The organism is Streptomyces sp. NBC_00377 (assembly GCF_036075115.1).
GTDB lineage: Bacteria > Actinomycetota > Actinomycetes > Streptomycetales > Streptomycetaceae > Streptomyces.
In genome coordinates this window covers 4,835,418-4,848,463 of the sequence record NZ_CP107958.1, presented here as the reverse complement: position 1 = coordinate 4,848,463, position 13,046 = coordinate 4,835,418, and the positions used below count along the sequence as shown (strand labels likewise).

Below are 13,046 nucleotides of genomic sequence, written 5' to 3'. Positions count from 1 at the left end.
CCCCCCAACGGCCGATCGGACCGGCGGTCACGTCCGCCGCGTCGGCGTCCCCTCCTCGGGTGCCGCGCGGTTGCCCCGCAAGGGTCACGGCGCTGTCAACGCACGGCCGCCAAGGCTCCCTGATGGGGTGACACTGCCGCAGGTTTGCGGTCAGGAGCGGTGTCGTTGCGCCTTTAATCAGGACTCCGCGTCCGCCGTTCGGGCGCACCGTCCCCCAGTCCCCCGCCCCGGCTCCGTGCCGGACAGGAGTTGCGTGTCGTGCCTGGTACTCATCCGAATCCCGCGCACATCGCCGTTTTCAACGTTCCGATGCACGGGCACGTCAATCCGACGCTGGGGGTCGTTGAGGAGCTCGTACGGCGGGGGCACCGGGTCAGTTACGCCGTCACCGAGGACTTCGTGCACCAGGTGAAGGCGGCCGGCGCCGAGCCCGTCCTCTACCCGGACGCGGGGGACGGCTCGGACGCGCCGGAGGACATGGCCGAGGGGTTCGCGCAGGTCGTCGAGGTCGCGCTGGCATCCCTGCCCGCGCTGACCCGCGCGTTCGGCACGGACCGTCCGGACCTGGTGCTGTGCGACGTGTACGCCTTCGCGGGCCTGATGCTGGGGGCGCGCTGGCAGGTCCCGATCGTCGTCGCGTCACCCACCCATCTCGCCTACGACGGCATCGTCCCGGAGTTCTTCGACGTGCCCGGCCTCCCCCAGCTGCCGGGCTTCGGGCGGCTCGCGGCCGCCTTCGCCGAACACGGCATCGACACCGCGCGGATCCACGACCTCGTACGGCCCGCACATGCCGTCGCGTTCTTCCCCCGCTCCTTCCAGCGCCGCGCGGACACCGTCGCGGCACAGCGCGTCGCGTACGTCGGACCGGCGCTCGGGGACCGCTCCTACCAGGGTTCCTGGCAGCCTCCCCGGCCCGACCTGCCGGTCCTGCTCGTCTCCCTGGGCTCGCAGTTCACCCGGCGGCCGGAGTTCTACCGGTCCTGCGTCCAGGCCTTCGCCGAGCTGCCCTGGCACGTGGTCATGTCCGTCGGCCCCGCCGTCCCGCGGGACCGGCTGGGGCCGCTGCCCGACAGCGTCGAGGTCCATCCCCAGGTGCCCCAACTGGCGGTGCTCGCGCACGCGGACGCCTTCGTCACCCACGCCGGAATGGGCGGCACGATGGAGGCCCTGTACTACGGCGTCCCGCTGGTGGCGGTGCCGCAGATGGCCGAGCAGCGGGTCAACGCCGACCGGATCGAACGGCTCCGGCTGGGCGTTCATCTGCCCCGCGAGAGCGTCACCCCCGAGGCGCTGCGCGAGGCCGTCCTGCGCGTCTCCTGCGACCGGGACATCCGCGCGGGCGTGTCCGCGATGCGCCGGGAGATCGCGGCGGCCGGCGGGGCGGGCGCGGCGGCCGACGCGATCGAGCGGGCCCTGTAGACGCACAGGTCCCCGCCGCCCCGGCACCATCACAGCGGACACCGGCACCGCGTACCGGCCACGAGCCGGGACCCTCCCGTGCCGGGCTCCCACCGTGCCGGGATCCCTGTGCCGGGCCCCTGTGCCGGGCCCTGTTCCGATGTTCCGAGGAGTGACCCCTTGAGCCAAGCCCTGGCGCCCGACATCCGCCGCACCGGTACCGGGCGCCCACCCGTCGAGGCGTCGGACTGCCGACCGCACCTCTACCTCCGCCAGGTGCGCATGAGCGACCTGGACTCCATGAACCACGTGAACAACGTCCGGCTGCTGGAGATGATCCAGGACGCCCACATGGACATGTTCTATCTGCGTCCCGGACTGCCCGGGCAGGAGATCCGCCCGAGGTTCGTCTACGCACGCCACGAGCTCGACTACATGGAACCCCTCGTGCTCCAGCCGGAGCCGGTCACCATCGTCACCACCATCGGTGACCTGCGCCGCTCGACCCTCCGCGTCACCAGCCGTGTCACGCGGGACGCCCGGGTGTTCTGCACCTGCGTGAGCACGGCCGTCGCCTACGACCCGGACGCCCGGTGCTCGCGTCGGCTCGAGGAGGAGGAACGTGCCCTCGCGGCCCGCCACGCCACCCCGGACCCGGCACACTGACCGGCCGGACCGCGTCCGGAGCGCGGCCCCGGCCCTCTGCGCGGCCCGAGCCGGCCCGGCGGCCTCAGCGCTCGATCCGTACCGGCTTCGACTCGCTCACCTGGTCGACGTCCGACACCCGGATCGTCGCCTTCATCTCCCAGGTGCCGGCGATGGGCAGATTGACCGAGTCGGCGGCCCAGTAGCCGCCCCGGTCGGTGATCTTGGCGTCGAGGGGGCCGATGTCCTGGCCGGGGAGGGTGAAGGAGACGCGCAGTTCGGGGACGCTGACGAAACCGCCGTCCGGGCCGTAGACCACCGCTTGGAGCCCGTTGTCGCCGACCTGGCCCGGGTTCAGGGTGACCTGCACCTTGCCGCTGACACCACGGACGCCGGGATCGCCGGACCCGAAGCTGAAGGGGATGTCGGTCACGGAGGCCACGGGCAGCCCGGCGGACTGTTCCGCCGTCGCCGCCTCGGCCGCCGCCCGGCCCGGCAGGGTGCCCGTCAGGATGGTCGTGAGGACGAGTACGACGACGGAGACGACGACCTCGGCCAGCACCGAGCGGCGCAGCGCCCTGCGCTGGGCGTCCTCGGCCGGGGTGAGGGCCGGTCCGGCCGGCGGCCGGGGCTCCTCGGGCGGTGACACGCCGTCCGCCGGGCCGTCCGCCCTGTCGTGGGCCGCGCCCTTCGTGAGGCCGTCCGCCCCGCCGCGGGCCCTTCCGCCCACCGGCTCCGGCAGCCGCTCCTCCCGCACGTGCGTCTCCTCGGGCGCCTCCGCCGTCACGTTCCTCGCCGTCCTCTCGCTTGTCACCGTGCGCCGCGACCGCGCCCCCGCCACCAGCAGCAGCGTCACCGCGGCCAGCTTGGCGAGCAGGACCCGCCCGTACGTCGTGTCGGTCAGCGCGGACACGGAGCCGAGGCCGCGCCAGGACTGGTAGACGCCCGTGACCACCAGGACGGTCACCGCGAGGCCGGCCACCTGCGAGAAACGGCCGACCACGCGGGACGGGACGGACGCGCGGTAGAACAGGGTGAGCAGGGCCGCCAGGCCGCCCAGCCACACCGACATCGCGAGCAGGTGCAGCACCGAGGACGTCATCGCCGCGGGGACCTGGATACCGGCCGACGCGTGTTCGGCGGCGGCCCAGGTCAGGGCGAGACCCACCGTCAGCGCGGCGCCGGTCAGCAGGGTCGCGCGCGATGGCCCCCGCTGCTTGTCCCCCGTTCCCCCGGTCTGCGCCCGCAGGGCCTTGCGCTGCCTCAGGAGGAGGACCGCGGCCACCGTGAGCAGCGCGAGGCGCGCCAGCAGGGCCAGTCCCGGCCGGGTGCCCAGCGTGCGGGTCAGCCCCGACGGGTCCAGGATCCGCGCGGGGCCGGCGCCGGTCTCGTACGGGCCGCGGAGCAGCAGAAGGAACACCGTCGAGCCGACGAGCGCCCACCAGCCGGCCAGCAGCAGCCTGCCCAGCGGCCGTACGTCCGGCGGACGGCAGACGGCGATGAAGGCGGCCGTGCCGATGAGGAGCGCGGCGGCGAGATAGGCGACGTAGCGGCCGACGTTGAAGAGGCCTCCGGTGACCGGGTTCTCCACGGAGGTGCTCGGCAGGGCGGGCGGAATCGCGGACGGTTTGCCCACCGAGAAGGTGAAGGCGCCGGCGATGGGGTGGCTGTCCGCCGACACCACGCGCCAGGCCACCGTGAACGTGCCGGTGCCGAGCTTGCCGGGGAGCTCGACCCGTGCGGTGTCGGCGCGGCCGTCCGCGTGGCCCGGTCGGCCGGTCTCGACGCGCCGGTTGTCGGGGTCGAAGACGCGGAAGGAGTCGTCGAGCAGGCCTACGGACTCGGTGAACGTGAGGGTGAGGGACTTGGGTGCCGTCCTGACGACGCTTCCGTCGGCGGGGTCGGCGCTGCGCAGGGCCGCGTGCGCGGAGGCGGGTCCGCCGCCGAGGAGGAGCAGGACCAGCACGGTGCCCAGCAGCACCAGGCCCTGAAGTCCCCTTCGGCCGGGGGATCGCCGGACTGCGGGCCGCCCGTCGGCGGATCGGCCTGCTCCGCGGCTCCCGTCGGCCTGACGGCCGGCTCCGGACCGACCGCCGGCGGGGCGCCTCCCGCCGTGTCGTCCGCCCTCTCGCCCTTCGCTCACGTCACCGTTCCGCCTTGCTTGAGACTCGAGACCCGTGCTCGGGGATACGTACGCATGCACAGGGCATCCGGTTCACCACGTGGGCCGCGCCGACACCCCGCCGTCCACCACGAGGTCGTGACCGGTGATCCAGGAGGCGAGCGGGGAGGCCAGGAAGACGCAGGCGTCGCCGACGTCCTCCGGGCGGCCCAGCCGGCCGACCGCGGCCGCCTCCCGCCACCGCCTCACCCCCTCCGGCCATGCCTCGGCCAGTCCCTCCCGGTCGATCAGCCCCGGAGAGACCGTGTTCACCCGGATGCCGAACGCCCCGTACTCCTGGGCCGCCGCCCGTGCGTGCATCACGACCGCGGCCTTGGAGGCGGCGTAGTGGGCGTGGCCGGGAGCCGGCCTGCCCGCCTCGACGGAGGCGATGTGAGTGATGCTCCCCCCTCGCTCCCGCATCACCTCCGCCGCCGCCCGGGTGCAGGAGAACACGCTGGTCAGGTTGGTGTCGACCACCGCCCGCCAGTCGGCCGCCGTCATCTCGGGCAGGGCCTGCACCGGCTGCACGCCCGCGTTGTTCACCAGCGCGTCGAGCCGGCCGCCGCCCCACTCGGCGGCCCGGGCCACCAGCCCGCGGCACTGGTCCTCGACGGTCAGGTCGGCGCCCGGCAGGACGACGGCCCGTTCGCCGATCTCCTCGGCGAGCGCCCGGGCCGCCTCGGTGCGGGTACGGCAGTGCAGCGCCACCGCCGCACCCTCCTGGGCGAACCGCAGGGCGATACCGCGCCCGACACCGCCGCCCGCACCCGTGATCAGGGCCACCCGGCCCGACAGCAACGTCATGGACGGCACAGTCGCGCGATCAGGGCGGCCCGGTCGGGATGCCGCGCCGTGAGGGCGGCCGCGTCCCCGTGTTCGTAGTCCCCGTAGGTGAAGCCGGGGGCCATCGTGCAGCCGAAGAAGGCCCAGGCGCCCCCGGCGGCCACCCGCGCCCCCATCCAGGTGTGCGCGGGCACGGTGAGCTGCGGATGCTGCCCGCCGAGGACGTCCGGGCCGAGCACCGCCGTACGGGACGTGCCGTCCGGGGCGAGGAGCAGCAGCTGGAGCGGGTCGCCGAGGTAGTGGTGCCAGACCTCGGCGGTGGGCAGCCGGTGCAGGGCCGAGTAGTCGTCGGCGGTGAGCAGCGCGACGATCGCGGAGCCGGCGGGGCGGCCGTCCGGCCCTTCGGGACCCGCCCAGGTACGCCGGAACAGGCCTCCCTCGCGGGGAATCGGCTCCAGGTCGTAGTGGGCGACGAGGTCTTCGGGGGTGAGCGGTGAGGTCACCCGGGGAACGCTACCTCCCGGCGCAGAAACGCCAGTTGCGCCTTCTTCTCCGGCAGGTACACGTCCGGCAGATCGATCTCGGGCAGGGTGACGACCGGCCCGGCCTCGAAGCCCTGGCGGAGGAAGCGGGCGATCGCCCTGTCGTTGCGCACATCGGGGTCCACCACGGCGCGCGGCCGGTCCAGGCCGAGCAGTACGTACGACGCGAACGCGCCCATCAGCGCCGCCGACCAGCCGGGCCGGGCGCCCCGTTCGCCGGCCGGCGCGATGAGCAGGTGGACGCCGATGTCTCCGGCCTCGACCGGGTAGCACTCGCCGACCCGGTCCTCGGCGGGCTCGTAGGTCTGGAGGAGGGCGACCGGATCGCCGTCCAGCTCGACCAGGAAGGCGTGGTGGGTGTCGAGGCCCGCCATGTGGGCGTAGACGTCCGCGACCTGGTCCCGGGTCAGGCCGTTCATGCCCCAGAACACGGCCCGCTCCTCGCTCACCCAGCCGTGGACGACGTCCGCGTCCCCCTCGGCGTCGAGGAGACGGATCCCGACGGTCCCGAACCCCTCGGCCACCTGCTCGTACACGTACCTGCCCCGGCTGTCCCGGTGGTTGTCGCGGTCAGTCATCGTCGCTCTCCTTCGTCAGCTGCGCCCAGTCGGTGACGACCGGGGCGAGCTCGCCCCTGAGCCACAGGGGGAGCTGGTCGCGGTGGTGGGGGTGGTCGGGGAGGCCGGACGCGCCGAACGGGACCACCCACAGGCTGTCCTCGCGGCGGGCCAGGTCCCACACGTAACGGGCGGCCGGGCCGCGCGCGGCGAGGTCGGTCCAGCCGGGCACGGCCGAGGTGCACAGCACACAGTCGTGGTCGCCCGCCAGGGCCGGGGCCTCCCGGGCGGGGTCGGGCAGCGCCCGCCAGGGGGCGAGGCGATGGGTGTCGCCCCAGCGGGCGGCCGGCTGCCCGGCGACCTCCTCGACGGCCTCCCGTACCAGCGCGGGGCGGTCGACGCCGTACAGCTCCTCGGCGCGCAGAAGGTGTTCGAGGGCGAAGCCGATGCGCGGAACCAGGGCCAGCCAGGGAAGGAGCACCTCGGGGTAGGCGGGCGGGGTGGTCAGGGCCGCGAAGGCCGGGTGGGCGGCGAGGCGGCGTACCAGGGCGCTGCGCAGGGCGGCGAACGCCGACGCCTCCCGGCTGTCGGCGTCCATCCGGCGGTCCCAGCGCAGCAGCCGGTCACGGAGCTCGCCGGCCTGGCCGGTCAGGTCGTCGAGGGCGGACAGGTGGTCCAGCAGGGGCGCGGCGGAGGCCAGACGGGTGTCCGTGTGGATGGCCGGCATGTCGGCCGCGGACCACTGCCGGCGTTCCTCCAGCAGCGCCCGGATGCGGTCGGCGCGGTGCGGCGGCGCGAACTCGACGCCCAGCTCCGTGGCGGGGCCCCGCTGGTTGGCCATCACGGCGAGGCCGTCGGTCAGTCCCGCACGGGGCATGTCGTGCCAGCCGGTCCACTCGTGGCCGGGTTCCCAGGCGGGCACCAGCCGGGTCCCGTTCGCCGCGGCGCGCAGCGGCACCCGGCCCGCGACCCGGTGCAGGAGGCCGCCCTCGGTGTCGGCGGCCTGGACGACGTTGACGGGCTCGGCCCAGCGGTCGAAGGCACGGTCCACGTCGGCGACCCGGCGGGCCCGGAGCAGGGGGAGGAGGGCCTCGAAGCCCAGGTCGGCTGTGACGCGGGGCGGATAGCGCAGGGCCAGCGCGAGCGGGGTGCCGTCGTCGAGGCCTTCCGGGCCGCCGGCGATCACCGGGCCGCGCTCTGTCTCGAGGACCTCCACCTCGACGGTCTCCTCGCCCGCGACCCGCACCTGCTCGGTGTGCCGGGCGACCCGCCGCCAGGCGCCGTCCGGGCCGAGCGCCTCGACGCCCGCGCCGGTCCGGCGCAGCCGCTCGCGGTAGAGGTCCTGGTAGTCGGCCATGGCGTTGGTGATGGCCCAGGCGACCGTGCCGGTGTGGCCGAAGTGGGCGATGCCGGGGACCCCGGGAACGGCGAGGCCGACGACGTCGAACTCGTCGCAGGCCAGCCGGATCTGCTGGTAGACGCCGGGGTCCTCGATGAAGCGGTGCGGGTCGCCGGCGATGACCGCCTGCCCGGTGACCGTACGCTCTCCGCTCACCAGCCAGCCGTTGCTGCCGGAGGTGCCGGGTCCGTCGGCGGCGAACAGGCCGACCGCCTCGGGGCCGAGGTGGCGGGCGGCCTCCTCGCGCCACAGTTTGGCGGGGAACCCGGCGAACAGGATGTGCGTGGCCAGCCAGACGGCGAGCGGGGTCCAGGGTTCCCAGCGGCCGGGCTCGAGGCCGGTCCGCGTGAACTCGGGCGCGTCGGCGCCGGCCAGCCCTTCGTTGACGCCGTCGGCGTAGGCGCGTACCCAGTCGGCCGTCTCCGGGTCCCGGCTGCCCAGTTCGTCGAAGCAGCGTCTCGCCGTGTCGTCGAGGCGGGCGCGGCGCGCGAAGAGGTCCCAGGGGAGGGCCTCGGGGCCGAGGAAGGACGCCGAGGTGCCGCGCGCCCGGTGGCGTTCGGTCTCCAGTTGCCAGGCGCGGTCGCGGGCGGTGACCGATCCCTGGAGGCGGGCGAGGGCGTGGGCGTCGCCGGCGCGCAGGTGCGGAACGCCCCAGGCGTCACGGTAGATGTCGGTGGTCACCCTGTAGCCCCTTATGCCTTTAGGTTAGGCTTCCCTAAGTTAGTTGCCGAAATCGTACGCGAGGGATGAGGGGCCATGGCGCAGGGGCGGGGCTGGGAGGGCACGGTCCTCAGACTGATGCGTGCGAAGGACTTCACGCTCACGGTCACGGGGGCCGAGGAGGTCACCGGCGAATACCGCCGGCTGCGCCTGTCGGACGGCGGGCTGCTCGCCGCCACCGGCGTCCACCCGACGATCTGGATCCGGCTCTGGTTCGAGAACGCGGGCCGCCCGCACCAGCGGGCCTACACGCTGGTCGACCCCGACCCGGCGACCGGCTCCTTCGCCCTGGAGTTCGCCCTGCACGCCGGCGCGGCCAGCGACTGGGCGCGGGCGGCGAAGCCCGGCGACACCATCGACGCGACCGTCCAGGGCACCGCCTTCGAACCGCCCTCCCCGGCCCCCTCGCACGTCCTCGTGATCGGCGACCCGGCCTCCCTGCCCGCGATCAACTCCCTGCTCGGCGAGGACGAGGGCGCGCTCGGCTCCGCCCCGGCGACCGTCTGGTTCGAGGGCTCGGCCGACGGCGCGGACGGCCTCCCCTTCCGCACCGACCCCGCGCGCCACGAGATACGGCACGTGCCGAGGGCCGACTCCGGCGCTCACCTCGTCGAGCGGGTGAGGACCGAGCTGCCCGCCCTCCTCGCGGCCACGCCCGACCCGTACGTCTGGATCGCCTGCGACACCCGCACCACGAGAACGCTGTCGGCCTACGTACGCAAGGAACTCGGCCTCCCCAAGGAGCGGCTGCACGCACTGGGGTACTGGCGCGCGACCTGACGGCGCAGGCGGGATCATCGACGCATGGACGTCACCCTTCACCTCTCCCAGGACCCCGAGGCCGACGAGCTCCTCGGGCGGTCCCCGCTCGCCGCGCTCGTCGGGATGCTGCTGGACCAGCAGGTTCCGATGGAGTGGGCGTTCAAGGGACCCCGCACGATCGCCGACCGGCTCGGCGCCGACGACCTGGACGCGCACGACATCGCCGCACAGGACCCGGAGGCGTTCGCCGCGCTGCTCTCCGACAAGCCGGCCGTGCACCGCTACCCCGGCTCCATGGCCAAGCGCGTCCAGCAGCTGTGCCAGTACCTCGTCGATCACTACGACGGTGACGCGGGCGCCGTCTGGAAGGACGTGAGCAGCGGCAGGGAACTGCTCGGACGGCTCGAGGAACTGCCCGGCTTCGGCAGGCAGAAGGCACAGATCTTCCTCGCGCTGCTGGGCAAGCAGCTCGGTGTGCGGCCCACGGGCTGGCGGGAGGCGGCAGGCTCCTACGGCGAGCCGAAATCCTTCCGGTCCGTCGCCGACATCACCGGCCCGGAGTCGCTCGTGAAGGTGCGGGCGCACAAACAGGAGATGAAGGCGGCGGCCAAAGCCGCGAAGTCGGCGAAGGCGGAGCAGCCCGCGAAGTCGGAGCAGCCCGCGAAGTCCGCCGGGACCGGCAAGAAGTAGGCCGGGGGTCCGCCCCTGGCGGGGGGCCCGCGCCGGATGGCGGGTCCGCCCCGGACGGCCGGCCCACGCCTGCTCGGGCGGTGTCACCGGTCCCCGCTCCCCGCCGAGGACGGCTGGGACAGGTCGTCCTCGGGCCGACATCACCGCTCCCCGCCAAGGACAACCGGGGCAGGTCAACCCCAGGCCGAGCTCACCGCACCCCGCCAAGGACAACCCGGGCAGGTCAACCCCAGGCCAAGGCCACCGCACCCCGCCAAGGACAACCGGGGCAGGTCAACCCCAGGCCAAGGCCACCGCACCCCGCCAAGGACAACCCGGCCCGGTCAACCCCAGGCCAAGGCCACCGCTCCCCGCCGAGGACGACCTGCCCGAGCCGGCGAACGACCCCTTCCCCGCAGGGCCCGCAGGCGGCCCCGCCGCGGTCCGGCGGCCGGCTGCCGCACACGGGTGAGCCCGTTGTCCGCCGAACGGGCGTAGCCGGCCCCCGGCATGCTGAGGGCGGGGCGTGTCGCGGGGAGATGACTCCTCATGAGCCCCGCGGCACGCCTCCCCCGCAGCCGCGCCTGGCTGCGGACACTCGTGCTGCTGCTGGCCCTGCTGGTGCCGGGCTCGGCCGCCGAGATCGCGGCGACGGCGCCCGTCACCGCCGCCGCGTCCGCCGAGTACGACGTCCTCGACACGGCGCTCCGGCCGGCCCCCTGCGTCCACCGCCCCGCCGCCGCGCCGCGGCCCGCACAGCTGCCGCCCCGGGCGCCCGAGGTCTCCGCAGACGGACCGCGCCCCCTGCCGCACCGGCCGTCGTACGCCCTGCGCACCTCGCACATCCTGCGCACCGTGGTCCTGCGCTGCTGACGGACGCCGTTCCCAGCCCGTCCGGCGATCACGCTCACGCGAGGAACATGTGAGGGACGAAGTCATGCCCACAGACCCGTACGCGATCCTGCGCGCCCTGCTGCGCGCGGAGGCGGCCCGCAGCACACCGAAACCGCGGGTGAAGGACGCCAAACCGCAGCAGCCCCCGGAGCCAAGGGACCGCTGACCGGTCGGCGGAGGCGGATGTGCCGCCTCCGCCGGACCGTACGAAAGGCGAGCTGGGGATGCCGAAGCCCTGGAGCACTCGTCGGCCCCGGTCACCCGGCGGCTCCGGTGGCTCCGGTGGCTCGGCAGGGCGGGACGCCGGTTTCTCTCCCGTGGATTCTCTGTCCACAGCCTGTGTACAGCGCTCGTGGAGCGGGGACTTCCCTCGACGCCCCTCCGAGGGCCGACCCGTCGACCGCCCCTCCGCCGCGCCCGGCGCGGAGGCACCGGACGAATCGCCCGGGCAGACACTTTCCGTCCCGCGACAGCATGCCCAGGCCGGGGGCTACCCCGGCGAAGGGGCGCCCGGTGGCGATGTCAGCGGCGCCGGTCGACCCACTCGCCGACCGACCTTAGTTCCGTTTTACCCATGTTCATCACATCTTTCCGGCGCCGCACTCCGCCTCCATGGCTGCGCCCGGAACGTCTGGACCGGTAGGCTTTCCGTGTGATCTTCAAGCGCATCGGAAACGGCCGGCCGTACCCCGACCACGGCCGGGAAAGCACCCGGCAGTGGGCGGACGTCGCACCGCGCCCGGTCCGCCTCGATCAGTTGGTGACCACCAAGCAGCAGCTCGACCTGGAAACCCTGCTCGCGGAGGACTCCACGTTCTACGGCGACCTCTTCGCGCACGTCGTGAAGTGGCAGGGCGACCTGTACCTGGAGGACGGGCTGCACCGCGCGGTGCGGGCGGCACTCCAGCAGCGACAGGTGCTCCACGCGCGCGTGCTCGAGCTGGACTGACCCTCCGCCGGAACCCCTCCACCCGCTGCGGCCGACCTTCGGGTTGACCCTTTCGGGTACTTTCCCGCGCCCCGAACAGTGTCGGATGATCGTTTATTCGTCACGGCCGCCCGGGCGCACTACGCTGCGCTCATGAGCATGCTGACTCCCCCCGGCATGGGCGGCAAGTACCGGATCACGGGGGACAAATACCCCCGCATGCGCCCCCATCGACGCCGCGGCCGGCTGGCCGTCGTGGTCGTCGCCTGCGGTGCCGTGCTCGGCGTGGCCGGGTGGGGCACCCTCCAGCTCATCGACGTCTTCACGGGCGGCGGGGGGACGGCCACGGCCGCCGGAACCAGCTGCTCGACGAAGGCGACCAAGGCGAGCCCCTCCGCGTCCGCCGTGCCGACTGTGCCGGCTGCTGCGGGCGCCGTGCCCAAGCCCGCGCAGATCACCGTGAACGTCTTCAACGCCACCACCCGCAGCGGTCTCGCCAAGACCACCGCGGACGAGCTGAGGAAACGCGGCTTCAGGATCGGCGAGGTGGGCAACGCGGCCAAGCAGTACGACAAGAAGGTCACCGGCACCGGGATACTGCTCGGCCCGGCGTCCTCGCTGAACACCTCGCTGCCGGTGCTCGCGACCCAGCTCACCGCCGCCGAGCGCCGCACCGACGCCGCCCGTGCGGGCACGGCCGTCGATCTGATCATCGGCAACGGGTTCAAGGCCCTGACCAGCCCGGCGGCCTCGGTCAAGGCACTGACGGCGCTGGCGGCGCCACAGCCGACGCCGTCCACGAAGAAGGGCTGCTAGAAGGCGGACAACGCGGAGGGGGAGGGGCTGCGAGCAGCCCCTCCCCCTCCGCGTTGTCCGGTCCGGTCTATTCCGCCGCGCCGTACAGCCGGTCACCCGCGTCGCCGAGGCCCGGGACGATGTAGCCGTGCTCGTTGAGGTGGTCGTCGACCGCCGCCGTCACGACGGTGACCGGGGTGCCCGCGAGCTCGCGCTCCATGAGCTCCACACCCTCCGGGGCCGCGAGCAGCACCACGGCCGTCACGTCGTCGGCGCCGCGCCGGATCAGCTCGCGGATCGCGGCGACCAGCGTGCCGCCGGTGGCCAGCATCGGGTCCAGGACGTACACCTGGCGGCCCAGGAGGTCCTCCGGCATGCGCGTGGCGTACGTGGACGCCTGGAGCGTCTCCTCGTTGCGGATCATGCCCATGAAGCCGACCTCGGCGGTCGGCAGCAGGCGCATCATGCCGTCCAGCATGCCGAGGCCCGCGCGCAGGATCGGCACGACCAGCGGACGCGGGTAGGAGAGCTTGACGCCGGTGGTCGGGGCGACCGGCGTCTTGATGTCGACCTGTTCGGTGCGCACGTCACGCGTGGCCTCGTAGGCGAGCAGGGTGACCAGTTCGTCGGCCAGCCGGCGGAAGGTCGCGGAGTCCGTGCGCTGGTCGCGGAGCGTGGTGAGCTTGTGGGCGACCAAGGGGTGGTCGACGACGTGGAGACGCATGTCCACAACAGTAACCGCGCCGAACCCGCCCGGCGTCCCCACACACAGTGAAGCTCTCCCCCC

The 13,046-nt window shown here is 73.9% G+C and carries 14 protein-coding genes; 8 read left to right on the top strand and 6 right to left on the bottom strand.

The window, feature by feature from the left end; translation table 11 throughout:
• The first annotated feature begins 258 nt into the window (after positions 1 to 258).
• Both OHS71_RS21785 and OHS71_RS21780 read left to right on the top strand, forming a co-directional pair.
• Complete coding sequence (locus OHS71_RS21785; RefSeq protein ID WP_328481049.1) at positions 259 to 1,422, top strand: macrolide family glycosyltransferase; 1,164 nt, start codon at positions 259 to 261, stop codon at positions 1,420 to 1,422.
• Between the two features lie 159 nt (positions 1,423 to 1,581).
• Positions 1,582 to 2,067, top strand: a complete 486-nt coding sequence (locus OHS71_RS21780; protein ID WP_328481048.1) for an acyl-CoA thioesterase — start codon at positions 1,582 to 1,584, stop codon at positions 2,065 to 2,067.
• 64 nt (positions 2,068 to 2,131) lie between these two features.
• Here the strand turns inward: OHS71_RS21780 and OHS71_RS21775 are convergent, their stop codons facing one another.
• The 5 genes from OHS71_RS21775 to OHS71_RS21755 form a co-directional block, all read right to left on the bottom strand.
• Positions 2,132 to 4,027: a copper resistance CopC/CopD family protein gene (locus OHS71_RS21775; RefSeq protein ID WP_328481047.1), complete on the bottom strand. Its 1,896-nt coding sequence runs from the start codon at positions 4,025 to 4,027 to the stop codon at positions 2,132 to 2,134.
• A 234-nt stretch (positions 4,028 to 4,261) separates the two neighbouring features.
• Entirely contained in the window at positions 4,262 to 5,014 is a 753-nt protein-coding gene (locus OHS71_RS21770) for an SDR family NAD(P)-dependent oxidoreductase (RefSeq protein ID WP_328481046.1), read from the bottom strand.
• Positions 5,011 to 5,496: a cupin domain-containing protein gene (locus OHS71_RS21765; protein WP_328481045.1), complete on the bottom strand. Its 486-nt coding sequence runs from the start codon at positions 5,494 to 5,496 to the stop codon at positions 5,011 to 5,013. Before OHS71_RS21765 ends, OHS71_RS21770 begins: the two co-directional genes overlap by 4 nt.
• On the bottom strand, positions 5,493 to 6,113 hold the full coding sequence (locus OHS71_RS21760) for a GNAT family N-acetyltransferase (protein ID WP_328481044.1): 621 nt from the start codon (positions 6,111 to 6,113) through the stop codon (positions 5,493 to 5,495). Before OHS71_RS21760 ends, OHS71_RS21765 begins: the two co-directional genes overlap by 4 nt.
• Entirely contained in the window at positions 6,106 to 8,172 is a 2,067-nt protein-coding gene (locus tag OHS71_RS21755; protein ID WP_328481043.1) for a penicillin acylase family protein, read from the bottom strand. Before OHS71_RS21755 ends, OHS71_RS21760 begins: the two co-directional genes overlap by 8 nt.
• A gap of 75 nt (positions 8,173 to 8,247) precedes the next feature.
• Between OHS71_RS21755 and OHS71_RS21750 the strand changes: the two genes are divergently transcribed.
• From OHS71_RS21750 to OHS71_RS21725, 6 genes are all read left to right on the top strand, one after another.
• Positions 8,248 to 8,991 (top strand): siderophore-interacting protein, encoded by a 744-nt coding sequence (locus tag OHS71_RS21750; RefSeq protein WP_328481042.1) that lies wholly within the window; start codon positions 8,248 to 8,250, stop codon positions 8,989 to 8,991.
• Between the two features lie 24 nt (positions 8,992 to 9,015).
• Positions 9,016 to 9,663 carry an HhH-GPD-type base excision DNA repair protein gene (locus tag OHS71_RS21745; protein ID WP_328481041.1) on the top strand — a complete coding sequence of 216 codons (648 nt, stop codon included), beginning with the start codon at positions 9,016 to 9,018 and terminating at the stop codon, positions 9,661 to 9,663.
• A gap of 528 nt (positions 9,664 to 10,191) precedes the next feature.
• Positions 10,192 to 10,515, top strand: coding sequence for a hypothetical protein (locus OHS71_RS21740; RefSeq protein ID WP_328481040.1), 324 nt, complete (start codon positions 10,192 to 10,194; stop codon positions 10,513 to 10,515).
• 64 nt (positions 10,516 to 10,579) lie between these two features.
• On the top strand, positions 10,580 to 10,702 hold the full coding sequence (locus OHS71_RS21735; RefSeq protein ID WP_328481039.1) for a hypothetical protein: 123 nt from the start codon (positions 10,580 to 10,582) through the stop codon (positions 10,700 to 10,702).
• Positions 10,703 to 11,188: 486 nt separating this feature from the next.
• Entirely contained in the window at positions 11,189 to 11,485 is a 297-nt protein-coding gene (locus OHS71_RS21730; RefSeq protein WP_004943146.1) for a type II toxin-antitoxin system VapB family antitoxin, read from the top strand.
• Positions 11,486 to 11,617: 132 nt separating this feature from the next.
• Positions 11,618 to 12,280 carry a LytR C-terminal domain-containing protein gene (locus OHS71_RS21725; protein WP_328481038.1) on the top strand — a complete coding sequence of 221 codons (663 nt, stop codon included), beginning with the start codon at positions 11,618 to 11,620 and terminating at the stop codon, positions 12,278 to 12,280.
• A gap of 67 nt (positions 12,281 to 12,347) precedes the next feature.
• Here OHS71_RS21725 and upp read toward each other — a convergent pair whose 3' ends face one another.
• Complete coding sequence (gene upp / locus OHS71_RS21720; protein WP_328481037.1) at positions 12,348 to 12,983, bottom strand: uracil phosphoribosyltransferase; 636 nt, start codon at positions 12,981 to 12,983, stop codon at positions 12,348 to 12,350.
• Between the last annotated feature and the right edge of the window lie 63 nt (positions 12,984 to 13,046).

Coding starts and splice junctions, on each gene's coding strand:
- OHS71_RS21770 (WP_328481046.1), bottom strand. CDS start 5,014: ATGACGTTGCTGTCGGGCCGGGTGGCCCTGATCACGGGTGCGGGCGGC.
- OHS71_RS21760 (WP_328481044.1), bottom strand. CDS start 6,113: ATGACTGACCGCGACAACCACCGGGACAGCCGGGGCAGGTACGTGTAC.
- OHS71_RS21750 (WP_328481042.1), top strand. CDS start 8,248: ATGGCGCAGGGGCGGGGCTGGGAGGGCACGGTCCTCAGACTGATGCGT.
- OHS71_RS21745 (WP_328481041.1), top strand. CDS start 9,016: ATGGACGTCACCCTTCACCTCTCCCAGGACCCCGAGGCCGACGAGCTC.
- OHS71_RS21740 (WP_328481040.1), top strand. CDS start 10,192: ATGAGCCCCGCGGCACGCCTCCCCCGCAGCCGCGCCTGGCTGCGGACA.
- OHS71_RS21735 (WP_328481039.1), top strand. CDS start 10,580: ATGCCCACAGACCCGTACGCGATCCTGCGCGCCCTGCTGCGCGCGGAG.
- OHS71_RS21725 (WP_328481038.1), top strand. CDS start 11,618: ATGAGCATGCTGACTCCCCCCGGCATGGGCGGCAAGTACCGGATCACG.
- upp (WP_328481037.1), bottom strand. CDS start 12,983: ATGCGTCTCCACGTCGTCGACCACCCCTTGGTCGCCCACAAGCTCACC.